We start from the raw sequence: 17,122 nt of genomic DNA on the forward strand, positions 1-17,122 counted from the left end.
GGCGGCATTCGACACCGTGAACACGAGATGCGCGCGGGCGTCGCGGCGCGGTGGTGTCAGGACCGGTGGGCGTAGGCGTCCGGCTCGAGGCGGATGATGATCCGCCGGATCATCGGCAGGGCGGCGCACAGCACCGGCAGCGCGATCATCCAGGACATGATCCATGCGACCAGCCAGCGCAGCAGATAACCCTCGCGCAGGCCGAAGCCGACGGTGGTCGAGACGGCCGCGGTCACCAGCGACATGATGAGGGACAGCAGCACCGCGGCAACGATGGTGGCGTAGCGGCGCGGCAGGTTGGCGGGGTCGAAGGCCGACGGCGCGAGGCGCGTGGTATCGATGGCCACGGGCACGGAGCCCGTGGGCGGAAGGTGGGTCGAAAGAGTGTTCATGGGTCTGTGTGGTGTTGAGTAATGTTGATGGGATGAGCCAGGCCACGCCTGTAGAACGCCCAGAATGTCGCGAGCAGCGTGTCGTCGAGGATCTGCGCCTGCTTGGCGGCGATCTCGGCCGCCGGTGTCGCGGCGTAGGGAAGTCCGGTGGCCAGCAGGGCGAGTTGTGAGCGGCAGGCGCGCTCCAGGAACACGCCGGTCAGCGTGCAGGCCGCGATGGAGCGGCCGACGAAGGCGATGCCGTGGTTGCGCATCAGCACCGACGATGCGTCGCCAAGCGTATGCGCGAGCGCGGCGCCGAGCTGCGGGGTGTCGATGAGGCCGGTGGTGTCGTTGAAGCGCGGAACGCGCGGACCGAGATAGACCGCCTCGTTGGTGACGGCGCGGAGCTCGACGTCGAGCGCGGAAAACGCAGTGGCGTGGAAGGGATGGCTGTGGCCGACGACACTGATGTCCGGCCTTGCGCGCAGGATCTCTGTGTGCAGCGGCCATTCCTTGTGGAGACGGCCGTCGCCGGCGAGGCGTCGACCGTCGAAGTCGATCAGCACGAAGTCGCTGGGATCTCGCACCTCGCCGAGGCCGATGCCCGAGCGCTTCAGCCACACGCCGCGGCCATCGGGATCGCGCAGCGACAGATGGCCGAGGGGCATGTCGGCGTGGCCCTGCTGGTGCAGGATGCGGCAGCCGCTGGCGAGTTGAAGCAGGTCGCGGGCGAGGGCGTCCGCGATCGGTGGTGCGCCGGCTGCCGCGCTGTCAGTCATTTCACGTCCTCGATCGCGACCGCGGCGGCGTCGAGCGCGGCGGCGATGGCGCGGACCTGTTCGGGTGTCAGCGGTCCCCGCGACTGGCGCAGTTGCAGCGCGAGCCGCAGGTTCTCCATGGCGCGGACGAGCTGTGGCGCGGGTCCGGGCCGTTCCGCGGCGCTTGCCGCCTTGAGGCGGGCCAGCACCTCGTCGACGATGGTCTTGTTCTCTTCGAGATAGGCGCGCCCGGCGTCGGTGATCTCGTAGAGCTTGCGCGGGCCGTCCGGGGCGGTGACCGTGGCGAGGCCCATTTCCTGGAGCAGGGTGAGGGTCGGATAGACCACGCCCGGGCTCGGGCTGTAGGCGCCGCCGAGGGTCTCCTCGATGTCCTTGATCACCTCGTAGCCGTGGCGCGGACGCTCGGCGATCAGGTGCAGGATCAGGAAGCGAAGCTCGCCATGGCCGAACAACCGTCCGCCACGCCGGCCGCGTCCACGGCCAAAACCATGTTCGCCACGGCCGAAGCCGCCGTCGTGTTCCTCGCCGCGGTGGTGCCGTCCGTGCCGGCGATGTCCGTGCTCCGCGTCCTCGTGAAAGCCTTCGTGCCGATGCCGGCCGCCAAATCGATGTCTCATGTGTCTTCTCGCTATAATTTAGATATATCGAAATATGATCTAGATAGCACAAAAGTCAAGGCCCCCGCGAGCCGCTGCACGCGGGGGCCAGTTGGAAACGGGGAAATCGCAGCGGGATCCGCTGGTTAGTGCGTGCGCAAGGGGATGCGGCCGGCCGCTTACGGCCGTCCGGCGGCCGCCTCGCCCGCATCCACCATCGCCGGCTGGCGGAGCAGGCCGACGGCAGGGGACAGCAGGATGACCAGCGCCTGCAGGCCGAAGCCGGCGACGGCGAGGCACAGGCACGCTTCGGCGCCATAGACGGCACCGACGATTGCGCCGATCGCTGCGCCGAGCGGGCGTGCGCCCCAGCTCATGATGTTGATCGCCGAGACGCGGCCGAGCAGGCGTGCGGGCGTCACCGCCTGGCGCAGCGTCGTGGTGCTGATCACCCACAGGATCGGGCCAGCGCCGAGAAGGAAGAAGCCGAGCCAGGCGACCGGCGCCAGCGGCACGACAATGGTCAGCGCCAGGATCGCGGCGGCGAGAAAGCCGGAGACAGGGCCGAGCGCGATCACCGTGCCGAACGACAGGCGCGCGAGGATGCGTGTCGCCAGGAGCGCGCCAATGATCATGCCGACGCCGTACATGCCGAGCGTGACGCCGACGCCGGACGCGGAGAGCTGCAGGTGCCGCACCGCGTAGGGCACGAACACCGCCAGCACCAGGAACGACGAGCTGTTGAAGATGAACTGGGTGATGAACACCGGCCGCAGCAGCGTGTGGGTGAACACGAACGCCGCACCTTCGCGGATGTCCTGCAGCGGATGGCGTTGTGCGGCCGGCGGTCGCGCCGGCTCGGCGACGCCCGACAGCGTCACCACCGCAATCGCCGACAGCGCGGCGGCGACTCCGAACGCCGGCGCGGCGCCGACAAAGCCGACCAGCGCGCCGCCGAGCGCGGGACCGGCGGCGAATGCCACGGTGCGCGCGAGCTCGATGCGGGCGTTGGCGGCGGCGAGCGCGTCCGCGCCGACGAGGGCCGGCACCAGCGCCGGCGCAGCGACGCTGTAGACCACGGTGCCGCACACCGAGACGAAGCCGAACAGCGCGAGCAGCGGCATGCTGAGCGAGCGAGTGGCGATCAATGCGAGGATGACGACCAGCGCGGCGGCGCGCAGCGCCTCGGCGCCGGCCATCAGCCAGCGCCGTGACATGCGGTCGGCGAGCAGGCCAGCGGGGATCGCAAACAGCACGAAGGGCAGGGTGAGCGCGGTCTGCAGCACGCCGGTCTCGCCTTCGCTGACGCCGAGCAGCAGCACGGCGACGATGGGCGCAGCGGCGAGCGCAATCTGCTCGGCGGACTGGGCGGCGAGGTTCGACCAGGCGAGGCGGTTGAAGGCGGGAGGTAGTGATGGCTTGGGCATGATTCCAGGTCCTGCGGGGGGAACTGGTCCAGGCTTAGGCCTCGCACCGGGGGGCGACCCACCCGTTTCCGGACGAACGGCGACGGAAAACGGGTGGCGAGCTAGATGCAGTTGCAAATTAGTTGCAATTAGTTTCGGCCTATGCTGTTCTCCGAGCATGGATGCGAAAACACCTTTTCCTGCGCCGGTGCCGTCGGCGAGCGGTCCGGAGCAAGCGGGCGGCTGGCGTGCCGCGCGGGGTGAGCCGTCGCTCGCCAACGTGTTCGGCTCGGTGCGGGTGGCGAAGGGCGGCTCGTTCTGGCGCAAGCTGCTGGCCTTCCTTGGCCCCGGTTATCTCGTGGCCGTCGGCTACATGGATCCGGGCAACTGGGCGACCTCGCTCGCCGGCGGCTCGAAGTTCGGCTATGCGCTGCTCGCGGTCGCGCTGATCTCCAACATCATGGCCATCGTGCTGCAGGCACTGTGCACGCGGCTCGGCGTCGGCTCGGGGCGCGACCTCGCGCAGGCCTGCCGTGACGCCTATCCGTCCTGGGTGGCCTGGCCGCTGTGGCTGTTCGCCGAGATCGCGATCGGCGCCACCGATCTCGCCGAGATCATCGGCACCGCTATCGGCCTCAACCTGCTGTTCGGCATTCCCCTCGAGATCGGCGTGCTGATCACCGCGGCGGACGTGTTCGTGATCCTCACCCTGCAGGCGCTCGGCTTCCGCTATGTCGAGGCGTTCGTGGTCGCGCTGCTCGGCGTCATCGCCGCATGCTTTGCGGTGCAGATCGCCATGGCCGATCCGGACTGGGGCGCGGTGATCCGCGGCTTCGCGCCGACCATCGAGATCGTCTCCAACCGCGACATGCTGTATCTCGCGCTTGGCATCCTCGGCGCCACGGTGATGCCGCACAATCTCTACCTGCATTCGGGCCTGGTGCAGACCCGCGGCTATGGCCAGAGCGAGGCGGAGAAGCGCGAGGCGATCAGGCTCTCGACCATCGATTCCACCGTCGCGCTGTGCCTTGCGCTGACCATCAATGCCTCGATCCTGATCCTCGCGGCAGCGACCTTCCACAAGGCGGGCAGGACCGACGTCGCCGAGCTTGACCAGGCGCATGCCTTCCTGTCGCCGCTGCTGGGGTCGACGCTGGCGCCGTCGCTGTTCGGCATCGCGCTCTTGTGCTGCGGCCTCAACTCGACGGTGACCGCGACGCTGTCCGGCCAGATCGTGATGGAGGGCTTCATCCACATCAAGGTCGCGCCCTGGCTGCGGCGGATGATCACCCGCATGATTGCCATCGTGCCGGCGGCGCTGGTCACGCTGTGGTATGGCGAGAAGGGCACCGCGCAGCTCCTGATCCTCAGTCAGGTGGTGCTGAGCCTGCAGCTGCCGTTCGCCATCGTGCCGCTGGTGATGTTCACCGCGAGCCGCGCCAAGATGGGCGTGTTCGTCGCGCCGCGCTGGCTGACCGCGGCCGCAACGCTGATCGCCGCCATCATCATCGTGCTCAACGCCAAGCTGGTGTTCGACTTCGTGACCGGCGGCTAGCTTGCGAGCACCCACAGGTCGGCGATGACAGCGGCAACGCCGAGCGCGGTGCGCACCGCGTGCAGCCGTCCCCAGGACGCGATGAGGGCGCGGGAGGCCGCGCCGGCCTCGGTCTCGGGGATGGCTTTCAGGCGATTGTTGGTGGGCAGCATGGCGAACAGGGTCCACGGCCAGTTGGCGAGCATCAGCACGGCGCCGAGCGCCCAGCGGGCGTCGCCCTCGACCCACCACGCGGCGAGCGCCAGCAGGCCGGAGATGATCGCAAGGCTCGCCTGCATGGCGAGCCCGCGGGCGTAGCTCGGCTTCCATTCGGCCAGCAAGGCCCGGTCGTCCAGCCGGAGGCGGGCCGGCTGCTCGGCGACGTTGATGTAGAACGCGGCGCCGGCGAAGGCGGCGGCGGTGGTCAGCGCGAGGTATCCAGCCAGCATGATGCGTCCTCCGTGAAGCGGTGTGCGCGGCGCCGTCGTCGTGTCAGTCGCTCTTGCTGCGGGTGTCGAAGGCCTGCCGTGCCTGCTCGATGTCGGTCATGTTGTCGAACGCCCATTCGCCGAGTGCCTTGACCGGCTCGGCCAGCGAACGGCCTAGGTCGGTAAGGGCATAGTCCACCCGCGGCGGAATGGTCGGGTAAATGGTCCTGGTCACGAGGCCATCGCGCTCGAGGCCGCGCAGCGTCAGCGTCAGCATCCGCTGCGAGATGCCGTCGACGGTGCGCTTGAGCTCGTTGAAGCGTCGCGGGCCGCCCTGCAGCAGCATGATCACCAGCACGCTCCACTTGTCGCCGACCCGGGCGAGGACCGTGCCGACCGCCCGGCAATCCTCGATCCGGTGGGGAAGCTCAGGGGCGGTCACATCGGTGTGCGTGGGTTTCGTGGCTGTGCGCGAGGTCAAGGGCTGTTCCCAGGTTCAGAAAATGTGCCTTCTTGCGGGAAGTAAGCACAGTCACTCATATAGTCCAGGGCACAAAATTATACCAAAACTCAAAAGGTGACTAATGAGCGAGACCACGAAACTGCTGCACATCGACGCCAGCATTCTGGGCGGCCATTCGGTGTCGCGGCAGCTGTCCGCGGCGGTGGTGGACCGGCTGCGGGCGACCCATCCGGACCTCGCGGTGACCTACCGCGACATCGGCAGCGCGCCGCCGTCCCATCTGTCGGCAGTCCATCTCGCCGCGGCCCACGGTGCCGCCGTCGAGACCGAGGCGCTGGCGCGGGATCTGGCCGAGGGCCAGGCGGTGCTGGACGAGTTCCTGGCGGCCGACATCGTGGTGATCGGCGCGCCGATGTACAACTTCACGATCCCAAGCCAGCTCAAGGCCTGGATCGACCGCATCCTGGTCGCCGGCAAGACGTTTCGTTATTCGGCGACCGGCGTGGAGGGCCTGGCGGGCGGCAAGCGGGTGATCGTCGCGGTCTCGCGCGGCGGCTTCTATGGGGCCGACACGCCGATGGCGGCGGGCGAACACCTCGACACCTACCTGCGCTGGGTGTTCGGCTTCATCGGCATCACCGCGCCGGAGATCATCGTCGCGGAGGGGATCCAGGTCAGCCCGGAGCATCGCGCGAAGGCCCTCGCCGGCGCGCTGGACACCGCCAGCCGCCTTCAGGCGCTGCCGCAGGTGGCGTGAGCGATATCTCAGGAAGTTCCTGTAGATTGCTGATTTTTATGATGAAATGACCGTTCATGATGCGTCGTTGCCGGGCTTGACCCGGCAATCCAGCCTCCTTGCCTTATGGCACGACCGTTAAAGCTGGATCACCGGGTCTCGGCGCTGGCGCGCCGCCCGGTGATGACGCGGAGAGGGTCAAAGTGCAGGTGCTTTGGACAGGCCAGCAGAGCGGGGTCGGCGAGGCGGCGTTCGACCGTCGGCACGCTCAGTCCTGCGGCTCCGCCGCGCCGCCGCCGGCATCGATGCGCAGCCAGCCGCTGGGGGCGAGGCGCTGCTGCGGCAGGAAGCGGCCCTTGTAGTCCATCTTCTTGGAGCCTTCGATCCAGTAGCCGAGGTAGACATAAGGCAGCCCCATCCGCCGCGCCCGGGAGATGTGGTCGAGGATCATGTAGGTGCCGAGCGAGCGGTCGTGCTCGGTCGGCTCGAAGAACGAGTAGACCATCGACAGCCCGTCGCTGAGGATGTCGGTCAGCGCCACCGCGATCAGGCGCTCGCCGCGGCCGGTGATGCCGCTGTCGGGGCCGCGGGTGCGGTACTCGATCAGCCGGGTCTGGACATGGGTGTCCTCCACCATCATCGCGTAGTCGAGCACCGTCATGTCGGCCATGCCGCCATGGCGATGGCGCTCGTCGAGATAGGCGCGGAACACCGAATACTGCTCAGACGTCGGCGCCGCCGCCCGCAACTCGCCAACGATATCGCTGTTGCGCGCCAGGACCTTGCGGAAGTTGCGGGACGGGCGGAATTCATTGGCGATCACCCGCACCGAGACGCAGGCCCGGCAGTTGTCGCAGGCCGGGCGATAGGCGATCGACTGGCTGCGGCGAAAGCCGCCATGGGTCAGGAGGTCGTTGAGGTCGCCGGCCTTGTCGCCCACCAGGTGGGTGAACACTTTCCGCTCATGACGTCCCGGCAGGTAGGGGCACGGCGAGGGCGCCGTCAGGTAGAACTGCGGGGTGTCGCGGGAGTGTTGCGTCACGGAATCTCGTCAGCCTCCGCCGAGAGCACTTTTCCAGCGAAGTGGATCGCGATTCGCGTGAACAAAATGCTCTACTTCGACAATACTGCAACCGCCGGTTCCGGTTCCGGTCTGGGAACCGGGGCCCGGACCTGACGCCCGGCCACGGACGGCCTCRCTTCCAAGGCGGGCCGCGGGACCCGCCAAGCTTCCAAGGCGGGCCGCGGGGCCCGCCAAGCTTCCAAGGCGGGGCCGCAGGGGCCCGCCAAGCCATGATCCCATGATCGCCGCCGGACCGCTGACGGTCAACGGAAGTTTCGCGTCACCGCTCAGACAGTGCGCATCGGCCGGGTGGCGACGCCGTAGGACGAGCGGTTGATGACCACGGTGCCGAGCACGATGTCGTGCAGCAGGCGCTTGCGGCCATTGAACAGGCCGACCACCAGCACCAGCGGGCTCAGCACCGAGATCGACACCCAGAACAGCACGGCATGGACGGCGCCGAGTACGAAATAGCCGGGCTCGCCGTACCAGGTGCGCAGCTGCAGATCCATCGCCCGCATGCCGACGGTCGCCGAGTGCGGGCCGCCGAGCGAGCTGCCGTAATAGACCAGCGCCCAGATCACCGAGGCCGGCCACACCAGCCAGAACAGCGCCCAGCCGAGGCCGAGCGTGATCAGGCCGAACACGGCCACGAAGACGTAGGCCAGCGCCACCGGGATCGCGAGCACGACGAGGTCGATCAGGAATGCGAACACGCGCCGCAACAGCACGCCGCGGAACAGCTCCGGCTGCGTGACGGGGTCATAGGCGTGGGGCCGCGCCTCGAATCCGCCGGGGCTGCGCCAGGTTGAATCCTGTCTCGAATCCCGATTTGAATTCCAGGCCGAATCCTGCCGCGCGCCGTCGGCGCGCCAGTTGCCGTTACCCTGAGATTGATCCGACATCGCTCATCCCTCCGACGGCGCAACACATGGCGATGCGCCATTTCCGGCACAAGAGGGAGACACGGGGCTCCCCGGCAAGTTCCCTGCGACAAGACGCGCAGATTTTACGGCGCCATTGTGGCGAAATGGTCGTCAGATGCGGCGCCGCCGCGCCGGTCAGCGATGGCCGGCCAGCATCGCCGCGATCTGCGGTGCGAAGTAGGTCAGCACGCCGTCGGCGCCGGCGCGCTTGAACGCGGTGAGGCTCTCGAGCATCGCGCGGTCGCCGTCGATCCAGCCATTGGCGGCGGCGCCGGCGATCATCGCGTATTCGCCGGACACCTGGTAGGCGAAGGTCGGCATGCCGAAGGTGTCCTTCACCCGCCGCACGATGTCGAGGTAGGGCAGGCCCGGCTTCACCATCACCATGTCGGCGCCCTCGGCGATGTCGAGCTCGACCTCGCGCAGCGCCTCGTCGGAATTGGCCGGGTCCATCTGGTAGGTGCGCTTGTCGCCGGTCAGCGTCTTCGACGAGCCGATGGCGTCACGGAACGGGCCGTAGAACGCCGAGGCGTACTTGGCGGCATAGGCCATGATCTGCACGTCGAGCAGCCCGGCATGGTCGAGCGCCTCGCGAATCGCGGCGACGCGGCCGTCCATCATGTCGGAGGGAGCGATGATGTCGCAGCCGGCCTCGGCCTGCACCAGCGCCTGCTTGACCAGGACCGCCACGGTCTCGTCGTTGAGGATCACGCCGTCGCGCAGCAGGCCGTCATGGCCGTGGCTGGTGAACGGATCGAGCGCGACGTCGCAGAGCACGCCGATGTCGGGGAATGCCGTCTTGATGGCGCGGGTGGCGCGGCACACCAGGTTGTCGGCGTTGAGCGCCTCGCTGCCGGTGTCGTCGCGCAGCGACGGGTCGGTGAACGGAAACAGGGCGATGCAGGGGATACCGAGCTTGGCGGCGCGTTCGGCATCGCGCACCACCTGGTCGACGCTGAGGCGGTCGACACCCGGCATCGAGGCCACCGGCTGGCGCTTGTTGTCGCCGTCGATGACGAACATCGGCCAGATCAGGTCGTCGGTGGTGACCACGTTCTCCCGCACCATGCGGCGAGCCCATTCGGCCTTGCGGTTGCGGCGCGGCCGGATCGTGAGGTCGAGCGACGGTGCGGCGGTGCCCGTCTCCCGGCGCGCTTCGCCGCGCATCTCGATGGGCCGTCCGAACTTGATCGCCATGATCTGGTCTCCCTTGAACTTTTGCAGACTTAGCATCCCGCGCCGCGGCCGTCACCGCATTCGCCGGGCGGGCCGTGGCGAGACGGGCGGGCCGCCGAATCCCGTTGATGGGGGTTCCAGGCCCCGCATGGGGAATTCCTGAACCGGTCTTCAGTTGATATAGATGGGCCGATGGTCGCTCCCATGGACATATTGTCCATGGGGCCGATGCGGCCGGCAATGCGAGACGCTAATAGCAAGTCAATGGCAAGCCTGATGAGCGATCCGACCGGCCAAGATCGCGCCACGCGCGACGCGACGCCGATGATGTCAGCCATCACGGCGGGCGTCAGCGAATCCGGCGATGGCGCCTGGACGCGGCGGCTGGTGATCTTCCTGCGCGTCATGGCGGTGCTCGCCATCGCCAAGGGCCTCTACCACTGGGCGCAGGTCACTGGCTTCGTCGGCGGCGAGGACGAGGCGTTCGAGAACCAGACGCTGCCGTGGCAGACGGCCACCATCTATTTTGCCGTCATCGAGCTCGTGGCCGCGGTCGGGCTGTGGCTGGCGACGCCGTGGGGCGCGGTGGTGTGGCTGACCTCGGTGGTGTCGATGGCGGTGATCGAGCTGATGTTTCAGAACATCTATGGCGGCAGCATTGCGATCGTCGTCGTCGAGGGCGTGCTGCTGCTCGGCTATCTCGCGCTCGCCTGGATGGCCGCGATGGAGCGGCCGCCATAGCCCGCAGGCGAGGGCGCTGCCATTTTCGCAGCGCGTCGCGTTGTTTTGGAGGGCTGTCTCGAAATGACACTGAACGCGCTGCGGCGCACAGTATTTTCATCACGTCGTTGATCGCAGGCCGTTGACGGCCGGACGTCGCCGAACCGGTTCATTTAAAATCCCATCGACCTATAGTTATCGATCGTTGAACGGGTCTGGGGACAGGTCTTACCGCAATCTTTCGAATTTGAACGGTCCTGTTCCGGAACGCGACAGCGCGCGCGACGAAGCGTGAACAGGGCCTCCATTTGCTCAATCAATCATTACAAAACGCCCTGATTTTGCTGGCTTAATCGACGATTCACTCTCTCAAATTCATGATCTCTTTATGGTGTTGTTTAAGCTGATCTTCAAAAGCGACCCTTACGTTGGCGCTATCAGACGAGACAAAAGTTTCGTCGAATAAGTCGATAAAAACGACGACAGGGGAAAGTGTCATGATCAAAGCCGTAGCGACGGCGGTCGAGCCCGTTGAACGCGATGCCGGCAAGCCGGCCATCCAGTCGCTCTACCTCGAAGCCCTGACTCTGGTGGAGCGGCTGCATCGCCGCCTGCTCGACGTCATCAAGGACGAGTTCGATCGCCGTGGCCGCTCCGACATCAACTCGGTGCAGGCGCTGCTGCTCTACAACATCGGCGACAAGGAGCTGACCGCCGGCGAGCTGCGCACCCGCGGCTACTATCTCGGCTCCAACGTGTCGTACAATCTCAAGAAACTCGTCGAGATGGGCTTCCTCGATCACCAGCGTTCGCGCGTCGATCGCCGTTCGGTCCGCATCCGCCTCACGGCGCAGGGCCAGGAGATCCGCCGCATCGTCGAGGCGCTGTACCAGAAGCACGTCAAGACCGTGGAGCTGGTCGGCGGCATCTCGAACGAGGAGTTCGCGGGCCTCAACAAGTCGCTGCACCGCCTCGAGCGGTTCTGGACCGACCAGATCCTGTATCGTCTCTGAGCGCAGGTTGTCTTCCGACAGATCGGGCACGGCGGCATCAGACCGCCGGCCCCACACAACAACAACAATTTCCCCTTCTTGCGCGCCGATCCGGTTCTCCGGGTCGGCGTTTTTTTGCGCGTGCCGGCGAGGCGGCGCCGCGTGATCCGAACAGCGGTCGTCCTTGTGGTGCCCGCCGCTCTTTTCAGATCTGAACCGGCTGGGTTAACATGACAGCTTACCGTCAAGTCCGTCTCTATCTGCCTGCTTTGAGCCCGCGATGAATCTGAGACAGTTGGCCTACTTCCGCGCGGTGGTCGAACACCAGTCGTTGGCCGCGGCGGCCGACGTCTTGCGGGTCGCACAACCCAATCTGAGCATGGCGATCAAGCAGCTCGAGACGGAGTGGGGCATCTCGCTGTTCGAGCGCGCCGGGCGCGGCCTCACCGTGACCGAAACCGGCAGGGCGCTCTACGAGCGGGCAGCCGAGCTCCTCAGCGGCGCATCGGCGCTCGATCAGGAAATGCGGGCGATCGGGCGAGGCTTTACCGCGCGCTTGCGGGTCGGCTTCACGCAGGTGTCGATCGAGATCATCACGGAAATGGTGGCCCGGATCCGCGAGGAAGGCGTCGCCGTCAGCTTTTCGCTCCAGCAGGGCGAGCCGCAGCTGCTGGAGATGATGGTCGAGGCACGGCAACTGGATTTCGCTGTCACCCACATGCCGGTGGCGAATTCCGGGCTCGGCGTCGAGGCATTGGCGCCGTTGTCGATCGTCCTGCTGTGCCGCGAAGGCGACGACCGCTGGCGGACGGGCGACGAGATCACGCCCGCCGCGCTTGCCGATGTGCCGCTTGTCCTGCTGCGCCGGCGATCGGGGGGCGGCATCTATGAGCGGATCATGGAGGCTTTCACCGCCGCCGGCGTGTCCTGTTCTGTCGTCGCCGATTCGACCGATATCTCGGCGATCTACACCTTGGTCGAGCGCCATGTCGGGCTTGGACTGCTGCCGGTTCATGCCATGCACAAGCCGCGTCCGGGATTTGCGATGCATGCGGTGGCTCTGCTCCCCACACCGGAGCGGCTGGCGCTGATCTATCCGCGTGGCCGCCGCCAGCTTCCCGCGATGCAGCGGGCGATGGATCTGTGTCGCGCAATTCTCCGGTCTGGGGAGATCGTCGAGCCGGGATCTGCGCCACGCTCCTGCGGCGCAGATCTGACCATGCCCTGATCGACGACCTCGCATTCCTCTACTTCGCGTCCTTGGCGGCCTGCTCGATCAGCTTGGCGACCGCGTGAGGCTGCGACATGTAGATGGAGTGGCTGCCCTTCACCTCGATCGTCGTGCTGCCGGCGCGCTTGGCCATGAAGCGTTCCAGGTCGGGATTGATCATGCGGTCTTCGGTCGCGACCGCGTACCAGCTCGGCTTGTTGTGCCAGGCGGCGTTGGTGATCGGGGTGCCGAACCCCGTGACGCTGATCGGCACCTGGGAAATCGCCATGAAGCGGGCTTCCTTTGCGGGGAGGTCTGCCGCGAAATCGGCGTGGAATGCCTTCGGGTCGACGATCACATAGCCTTCGCCAGCGGGGATCGCGCTGTTCGCCGCCGGCGGCATTTGCTTGAGCAGGCCGCCGAGCGCCTCCCCCGTGTCGGGCTGGAAGGCTGCGATGTAGACCAGACCGCGCACCTGCGGCTCGTTGCCGGCCTGGGTGATGACCGCACCGCCGTAGCTGTGGCCGACCAGGATCAACGGCGCGTTGACGCGCTCGATGATGCGCTTGGTGGCGGCGGCATCGTCGGCCAGCGAGGTTTCCGGCTCCTGCACGATCGAAACCGAATATCCATCGTGCTCGAGGATGTCGGCGACCGCGCGCCAGCCCGAGCCGTCGGCGAACGCGCCGTGGACCAGGACGACATTCTTGATCGGTTCGGCTGACACCGCCGCAGACATGCCCAGGGCGAGCGCGGCAACGGCAACGGATGCAGTGAGGAGACGTTTCATGGCTGTTTCCTTATCTGGCTTTGCTGCCAGGCTGTGCTGACAAGGCAGCTGGTTGGGACAAAGCTCCGCCGGCCGCTCCGAACGGAGCTGCTGAAGCGAGCGGTGAAGCGGGAGAGGTGCCGCTAGGGAGGAAAAGCTCCTTCTGGCGGCGCGGTTTCCCCATCATCGCGGATGGGAAAGGTTGCGAACAAAGCGCGAAGAGTTGCGTCTGCTCGGTGAAGGTTGTCGCCTCCGACCGCCACCTCGCCGAGGAGCGTCAGCTCGGGCCAGCTGTGCAGCGCTGCCGAAATGATCCGGATGGCGCCGTTGTGATCAGCGGGGGCCCGGTCCGTGAGGGGGGCCCGGACGGCCTCGATGCGCGAGGAGTTGAGGTGGGAGGAGGTGTTTTTCATGACCCGTACGATGATGCATAATTCATTATCGGGCCAATACATCATGCATTATAATTCATATGAAAATCATAATAGTTGCACGCGAAGCTAATCAGGGTCGGCAGGCCGAAACGCTCCGGTCGTTGAGAGGCGGAAGGCGCGGGGACACCGCAAGCCGAGCGCGGCTTTGTTCGTCAGACCGGATCAGGCCGGGGCGGCGGCGACATAGGGAATGCTGGAGATGACAACGGCGAGCTGAACGGCGTTGCCGAGCATGCCGCCCCAGTGCAGCTGACGCAGCCGGCGCGGGGCATCGGCGTCACCGGCCTCGCGGTCACGAAGGCCAGCATCCATCTGGCGCAGGAACCAGCGGCGCGATGCGATCGTCAAGGCTGCGATCAGGCTGATGCCGACGGTGAGGGCGAGACGGCCATCCAGCGCAACGACAATGGTCGCGAGGACTGCGGCGACGCTCAGTGTCAGGAAATAGCCGTTGAACATCGCGCGGAGCAGCAGGCCGACGGGCTGGATATCCAGCTTCACCAGCAAAAACGCCGGCGCCGCGAGCAGGAGGTAGCCCATCGGAAACAGCAAAATGACAGCGGCGAACAGCACGACCGAATCCGGCATCATGTTCCACCCTTGATTTTGCCAGCCGGAACGGAGCGTCCGGTGGTGTTTTTTGCGAGTGTCTACCGGAGATATGTTCGGCGCTATTGGGCTTTGGTCGGACGTCGTTGGGGCCGCTGCGCTGCACAACATATCGCTTGCAATACTTGTGATGACTTCCAAGACGAGCGGAGCTGTTGACCGCATCTCGAACGGTCTCAACAAGTTGCTGCACCGGCTCGAGCGGTTCTGGACCCACCAGATCCTGTATCGCGCTCTGAGCGCAGGTTTTCCTTTCAACAGATCGGGCACGGCGGCGACAGACCGCCGGCCCCAAGCAACAACAATTTCCGCTTCTCTCACGCCGATCCGGTTCTCCGGTGCAGCTTTTTTTGAGTGCAGCGGAAAGGTGAAAAATGCCGTTTGATCTTGACGATCATCTCCGAGGCCAAGGAACGACTGGATCACCGCCGCTGAAGACGGTTTCATCATGCGTCGCTGCAAATGCTGCTTGAGAAAGCGAAAGATAAGTCGTGTAGATCTGATCTGGTCCGACATTCGTAAAGAAGTGTGCGATGGCGCTGACCTGTGCGCGATTGTTGCCGCCGAAAATATAGAAATCACCCACGTTGAAGGGATAAGGGGCAGGCATCGGGATTGGCTGCGCGATTGTCTTTCCACTTGCGGAATCGATTAATTGAAATTGATATTTTGCGACCATGATTTTCTCCTCGCTAATGGTGTGTTCTCGCGCCGAAGGATGAGGTCGGACACTGAACTCCTTGAGCGTAGCGAATGTCTGGAATGGCAGAAAGGACGATATCCGCGCCTGGCGTATCGCAACGGCTATCGCACCAGAATGTTTCTGATGCGATTTCGAGCTTGCGATGGTTGGCAAGAGACTTCGGTTTCGCGGCGCTCATCCCGGTCGTATTCTCTGACTTGATCGACGAAGGCCGGGCTTTAATGTTCAGCCCATCATGACCGCCCCACTCCCCAAACTCACCGTCTGGTACAACACTCGCTGCCCGGTCTGTAACGCCGGCATCGATTGGCAGCGCAACCGTCTCGTGCAGGCAGCGCGGGCAGGGGCGATTGAATTCCGTGACATCAATCTCGAACCGGATGCGCTGGTGCGGTTCGGCGCCAATGTCGAGGACATCCGCCGCCGGCTGCATGGGGTGGACGCCGACGGGCGCCTTTACGTCGGGGCGGACTGTGCGGCGGCGATCTGGCTGCGCACACCGGGGGACGCGTGGCTCGGGCGGCTCGCCGGCCTGCCGGTGGTCGGGTCGCTGGCGCGGTTCGGCTACGACCGCTTCGCGGACATCCTCTATGCCTGGAACCGGCGCAAGGGGCACTGGTAGAGGGCGCCGGTGAGGCTGCCGGCGGGTGCATCGGACCGGGGCGGGCGCGGGCAAGCCGCGGATGAACAGCCAAGCGCGTTCCAACCGCGCTTCGGCCGGTCCCGGGCCGCTCCGGGATCGGTCCCGGACCGCCATATGTGGTATAAATAGCTGTTCTGCGGCACTGGAACTTGGCCGCCCGGCGACGATGTGCTAAGCCCCGAGCGCTGTTTCCGACCACCCCTCGTGACCGTTCGCGCCCGCACCGACAGGCCGCGGCGGTGGAGACTTTTCCGCCTATGAGCTCGTCTGCCAAGCCTGCCACCCCCACCGACTCGTTCTTCAATGCGACCCTCGCCGAGGCCGATCCGGAAATCGCCGCCGCCATCAAGGGCGAGCTCGGTCGTCAGCAGCACGAGATCGAGCTGATCGCATCGGAAAACATCGTCAGCCGCGCCGTGCTCGAGGCGCAGGGCTCGGTGATGACCAACAAGTATGCGGAAGGCTATCCGGGCGCGCGCTACTATGGCGGCTGCGAGTTCGTCGACATCGCCGAGAACCTCGCCATCGAGCGTGCCAAGAAGCTGTTCGGCGCGGGCTTCGCCAACGTGCAGCCGAACTCCGGCAGCCAGATGAACCAGGCTGTGTTCCTGGCGCTGCTGCAGCCGGGCGACACCTTCATGGGCCTCGACCTCGCCGCCGGCGGCCACCTGACCCACGGCTCGCCCGTCAACATGTCGGGCCGCTGGTTCAAGGCCGCGCACTACACCGTGCGCCGCGAGGACCAGATCATCGATATGGACGCGGTCGCCAAGCAGGCCGAAGAGGTCAAGCCGAAGCTGATCATCGCCGGCGGCTCGGCCTATTCGCGGTCCTGGGACTTCAAGCGCTTCCGTGAGATCGCCGACAGCGTCGGAGCCTACCTGCTGGTGGACATGGCGCACTTCGCCGGCCTCGTCGCCGGTGGTGTGCATGCCTCGCCCGTGCCCTATGCCCACGTCACCACCACCACCACCCACAAGTCGCTGCGCGGCCCGCGTGGCGGCCTGATCCTGAGCAACGACGAGGCCATCGCCAAGAAGCTCAACTCGGCGATCTTCCCGGGGCTGCAGGGCGGCCCGCTGATGCATGTCATCGCGGCGAAGGCGGTGGCGCTGGCCGAAGCGCTGCGGCCGGAGTTCAAGGTCTATGCGAAGAACGTCGTGGAGAACGCCAGGGCGCTGGCGGAGACGCTGCGCGCCAACGGCTTCGACATTGTCTCGGGCGGCACCGACAACCACCTGATGCTGGTGGACCTGCGGCCCAAGGGCCTCAAGGGCAACATCTCCGAGAAGGCCTTGGTGCGCTCGGCCATCACCTGCAACAAGAACGGCGTGCCGTTCGATCCGGAGAAGCCGTTCGTCACCTCGGGCATCCGTTTGGGCACCCCGGCGGCGACCACCCGCGGCTTCGGCGTCGCCGAATTCAAGCAGGTCGGCGCGATGATCTCCGAGGTGCTCAACGCGGTCGCGCAGTCGGGCGACGGCCAGGCGCCGCTGGTCGAGGCGGCGATCAAGGAGCGGGTGCGCCAGCTCACCGATCGCTTCCCGATCTACAGTTAAGG

Annotated in this window: 19 protein-coding genes; 7 read left to right on the forward strand and 12 right to left on the reverse strand. The window is 66.1% G+C overall.

Annotated elements, in window-relative coordinates:
- Positions 1-56 precede the first annotated feature (56 nt).
- The 4 genes from AB4Z37_RS29305 to AB4Z37_RS29320 all read right to left on the reverse strand — a co-directional run bounded on the left by AB4Z37_RS29305 (position 57) and on the right by AB4Z37_RS29320 (position 3,176).
- Entirely contained in the window at positions 57-347 is a 291-nt protein-coding gene (locus AB4Z37_RS29305; RefSeq protein WP_441520241.1) for a DUF2798 domain-containing protein, read from the reverse strand.
- 41 nt (positions 348-388) lie between these two features.
- Positions 389-1,153, reverse strand: a complete 765-nt coding sequence (locus tag AB4Z37_RS29310; RefSeq protein ID WP_441520242.1) for a class II aldolase/adducin family protein — start codon at positions 1,151-1,153, stop codon at positions 389-391.
- The gene (locus tag AB4Z37_RS29315; protein WP_441520243.1) at positions 1,150-1,770 is read right to left on the reverse strand and encodes a PadR family transcriptional regulator; all 621 of its coding nucleotides are present in this window, start codon (positions 1,768-1,770) and stop codon (positions 1,150-1,152) included. Before AB4Z37_RS29315 ends, AB4Z37_RS29310 begins: the two co-directional genes overlap by 4 nt.
- A 158-nt stretch (positions 1,771-1,928) precedes the next feature.
- Positions 1,929-3,176, reverse strand: coding sequence for an MFS transporter (locus tag AB4Z37_RS29320; RefSeq protein WP_441520244.1), 1,248 nt, complete (start codon positions 3,174-3,176; stop codon positions 1,929-1,931).
- A 157-nt stretch (positions 3,177-3,333) separates the two neighbouring features.
- On the opposite strand from AB4Z37_RS29320, the gene AB4Z37_RS29325 reads away from it, so the two are divergent.
- Positions 3,334-4,710, forward strand: a complete 1,377-nt coding sequence (locus AB4Z37_RS29325) for an Nramp family divalent metal transporter (protein WP_441520245.1) — start codon at positions 3,334-3,336, stop codon at positions 4,708-4,710.
- Here the strand turns inward: AB4Z37_RS29325 and AB4Z37_RS29330 are convergent.
- Both AB4Z37_RS29330 and AB4Z37_RS29335 read right to left on the reverse strand, forming a co-directional pair.
- Entirely contained in the window at positions 4,707-5,138 is a 432-nt protein-coding gene (locus AB4Z37_RS29330; RefSeq protein ID WP_441520246.1) for a DUF1772 domain-containing protein, read from the reverse strand. The genes AB4Z37_RS29325 and AB4Z37_RS29330 overlap by 4 nt on opposite strands.
- A 43-nt stretch (positions 5,139-5,181) precedes the next feature.
- Positions 5,182-5,598, reverse strand: a complete 417-nt coding sequence (locus AB4Z37_RS29335) for a winged helix-turn-helix transcriptional regulator (RefSeq protein WP_441520247.1) — start codon at positions 5,596-5,598, stop codon at positions 5,182-5,184.
- 103 nt (positions 5,599-5,701) lie between these two features.
- Between AB4Z37_RS29335 and AB4Z37_RS29340 the strand changes: the two genes are divergently transcribed.
- Complete coding sequence (locus AB4Z37_RS29340) at positions 5,702-6,337, forward strand: FMN-dependent NADH-azoreductase (protein ID WP_441520248.1); 636 nt, start codon at positions 5,702-5,704, stop codon at positions 6,335-6,337.
- A gap of 247 nt (positions 6,338-6,584) precedes the next feature.
- Here AB4Z37_RS29340 and AB4Z37_RS29345 read toward each other — a convergent pair whose 3' ends face one another.
- The 3 genes from AB4Z37_RS29345 to hemB form a co-directional block, all read right to left on the reverse strand.
- Entirely contained in the window at positions 6,585-7,358 is a 774-nt protein-coding gene (locus AB4Z37_RS29345; protein WP_441520249.1) for an arginyltransferase, read from the reverse strand.
- 308 nt (positions 7,359-7,666) lie between these two features.
- Positions 7,667-8,284 carry an RDD family protein gene (locus AB4Z37_RS29350; protein ID WP_441520250.1) on the reverse strand — a complete coding sequence of 206 codons (618 nt, stop codon included), beginning with the start codon at positions 8,282-8,284 and terminating at the stop codon, positions 7,667-7,669.
- 156 nt (positions 8,285-8,440) lie between these two features.
- Complete coding sequence (gene hemB, locus AB4Z37_RS29355; RefSeq protein ID WP_441520251.1) at positions 8,441-9,502, reverse strand: porphobilinogen synthase; 1,062 nt, start codon at positions 9,500-9,502, stop codon at positions 8,441-8,443.
- Between the two features lie 303 nt (positions 9,503-9,805).
- Here hemB and AB4Z37_RS29360 point away from each other — a divergent pair, with 303 nt between their 5' ends.
- The 3 genes from AB4Z37_RS29360 to AB4Z37_RS29370 all read left to right on the forward strand — a co-directional run bounded on the left by AB4Z37_RS29360 (position 9,806) and on the right by AB4Z37_RS29370 (position 12,421).
- Positions 9,806-10,222 (forward strand): DUF6163 family protein, encoded by a 417-nt coding sequence (locus tag AB4Z37_RS29360; RefSeq protein WP_441520291.1) that lies wholly within the window; start codon positions 9,806-9,808, stop codon positions 10,220-10,222.
- Between the two features lie 476 nt (positions 10,223-10,698).
- Entirely contained in the window at positions 10,699-11,214 is a 516-nt protein-coding gene (gene ldtR / locus AB4Z37_RS29365; RefSeq protein ID WP_441520252.1) for a transcriptional regulator LdtR, read from the forward strand.
- A 259-nt stretch (positions 11,215-11,473) separates the two neighbouring features.
- Positions 11,474-12,421, forward strand: a complete 948-nt coding sequence (locus AB4Z37_RS29370) for a LysR family transcriptional regulator (RefSeq protein WP_441520253.1) — start codon at positions 11,474-11,476, stop codon at positions 12,419-12,421.
- 19 nt (positions 12,422-12,440) lie between these two features.
- Here the strand turns inward: AB4Z37_RS29370 and AB4Z37_RS29375 are convergent, their stop codons facing one another.
- From AB4Z37_RS29375 to AB4Z37_RS29385, 3 genes are all read right to left on the reverse strand, one after another.
- Positions 12,441-13,193 (reverse strand): alpha/beta fold hydrolase, encoded by a 753-nt coding sequence (locus tag AB4Z37_RS29375; protein ID WP_441520254.1) that lies wholly within the window; start codon positions 13,191-13,193, stop codon positions 12,441-12,443.
- Between the two features lie 575 nt (positions 13,194-13,768).
- Entirely contained in the window at positions 13,769-14,197 is a 429-nt protein-coding gene (locus AB4Z37_RS29380; protein WP_441520292.1) for a hypothetical protein, read from the reverse strand.
- A gap of 412 nt (positions 14,198-14,609) precedes the next feature.
- Positions 14,610-14,894 carry a hypothetical protein gene (locus AB4Z37_RS29385; RefSeq protein ID WP_441520255.1) on the reverse strand — a complete coding sequence of 95 codons (285 nt, stop codon included), beginning with the start codon at positions 14,892-14,894 and terminating at the stop codon, positions 14,610-14,612.
- 259 nt (positions 14,895-15,153) lie between these two features.
- On the opposite strand from AB4Z37_RS29385, the gene AB4Z37_RS29390 reads away from it, so the two are divergent.
- Positions 15,154-15,540, forward strand: coding sequence for a thiol-disulfide oxidoreductase DCC family protein (locus tag AB4Z37_RS29390; RefSeq protein WP_441520256.1), 387 nt, complete (start codon positions 15,154-15,156; stop codon positions 15,538-15,540).
- Positions 15,541-15,818: 278 nt separating this feature from the next.
- Positions 15,819-17,120 carry a serine hydroxymethyltransferase gene (gene glyA / locus AB4Z37_RS29395; RefSeq protein WP_441520257.1) on the forward strand — a complete coding sequence of 434 codons (1,302 nt, stop codon included), beginning with the start codon at positions 15,819-15,821 and terminating at the stop codon, positions 17,118-17,120.
- Positions 17,121-17,122: the final 2 nt, after the last annotated feature.

The organism is Bradyrhizobium sp. 2TAF24, from assembly GCF_052115025.1.
Classification (GTDB): domain Bacteria; phylum Pseudomonadota; class Alphaproteobacteria; order Rhizobiales; family Xanthobacteraceae; genus Bradyrhizobium_A.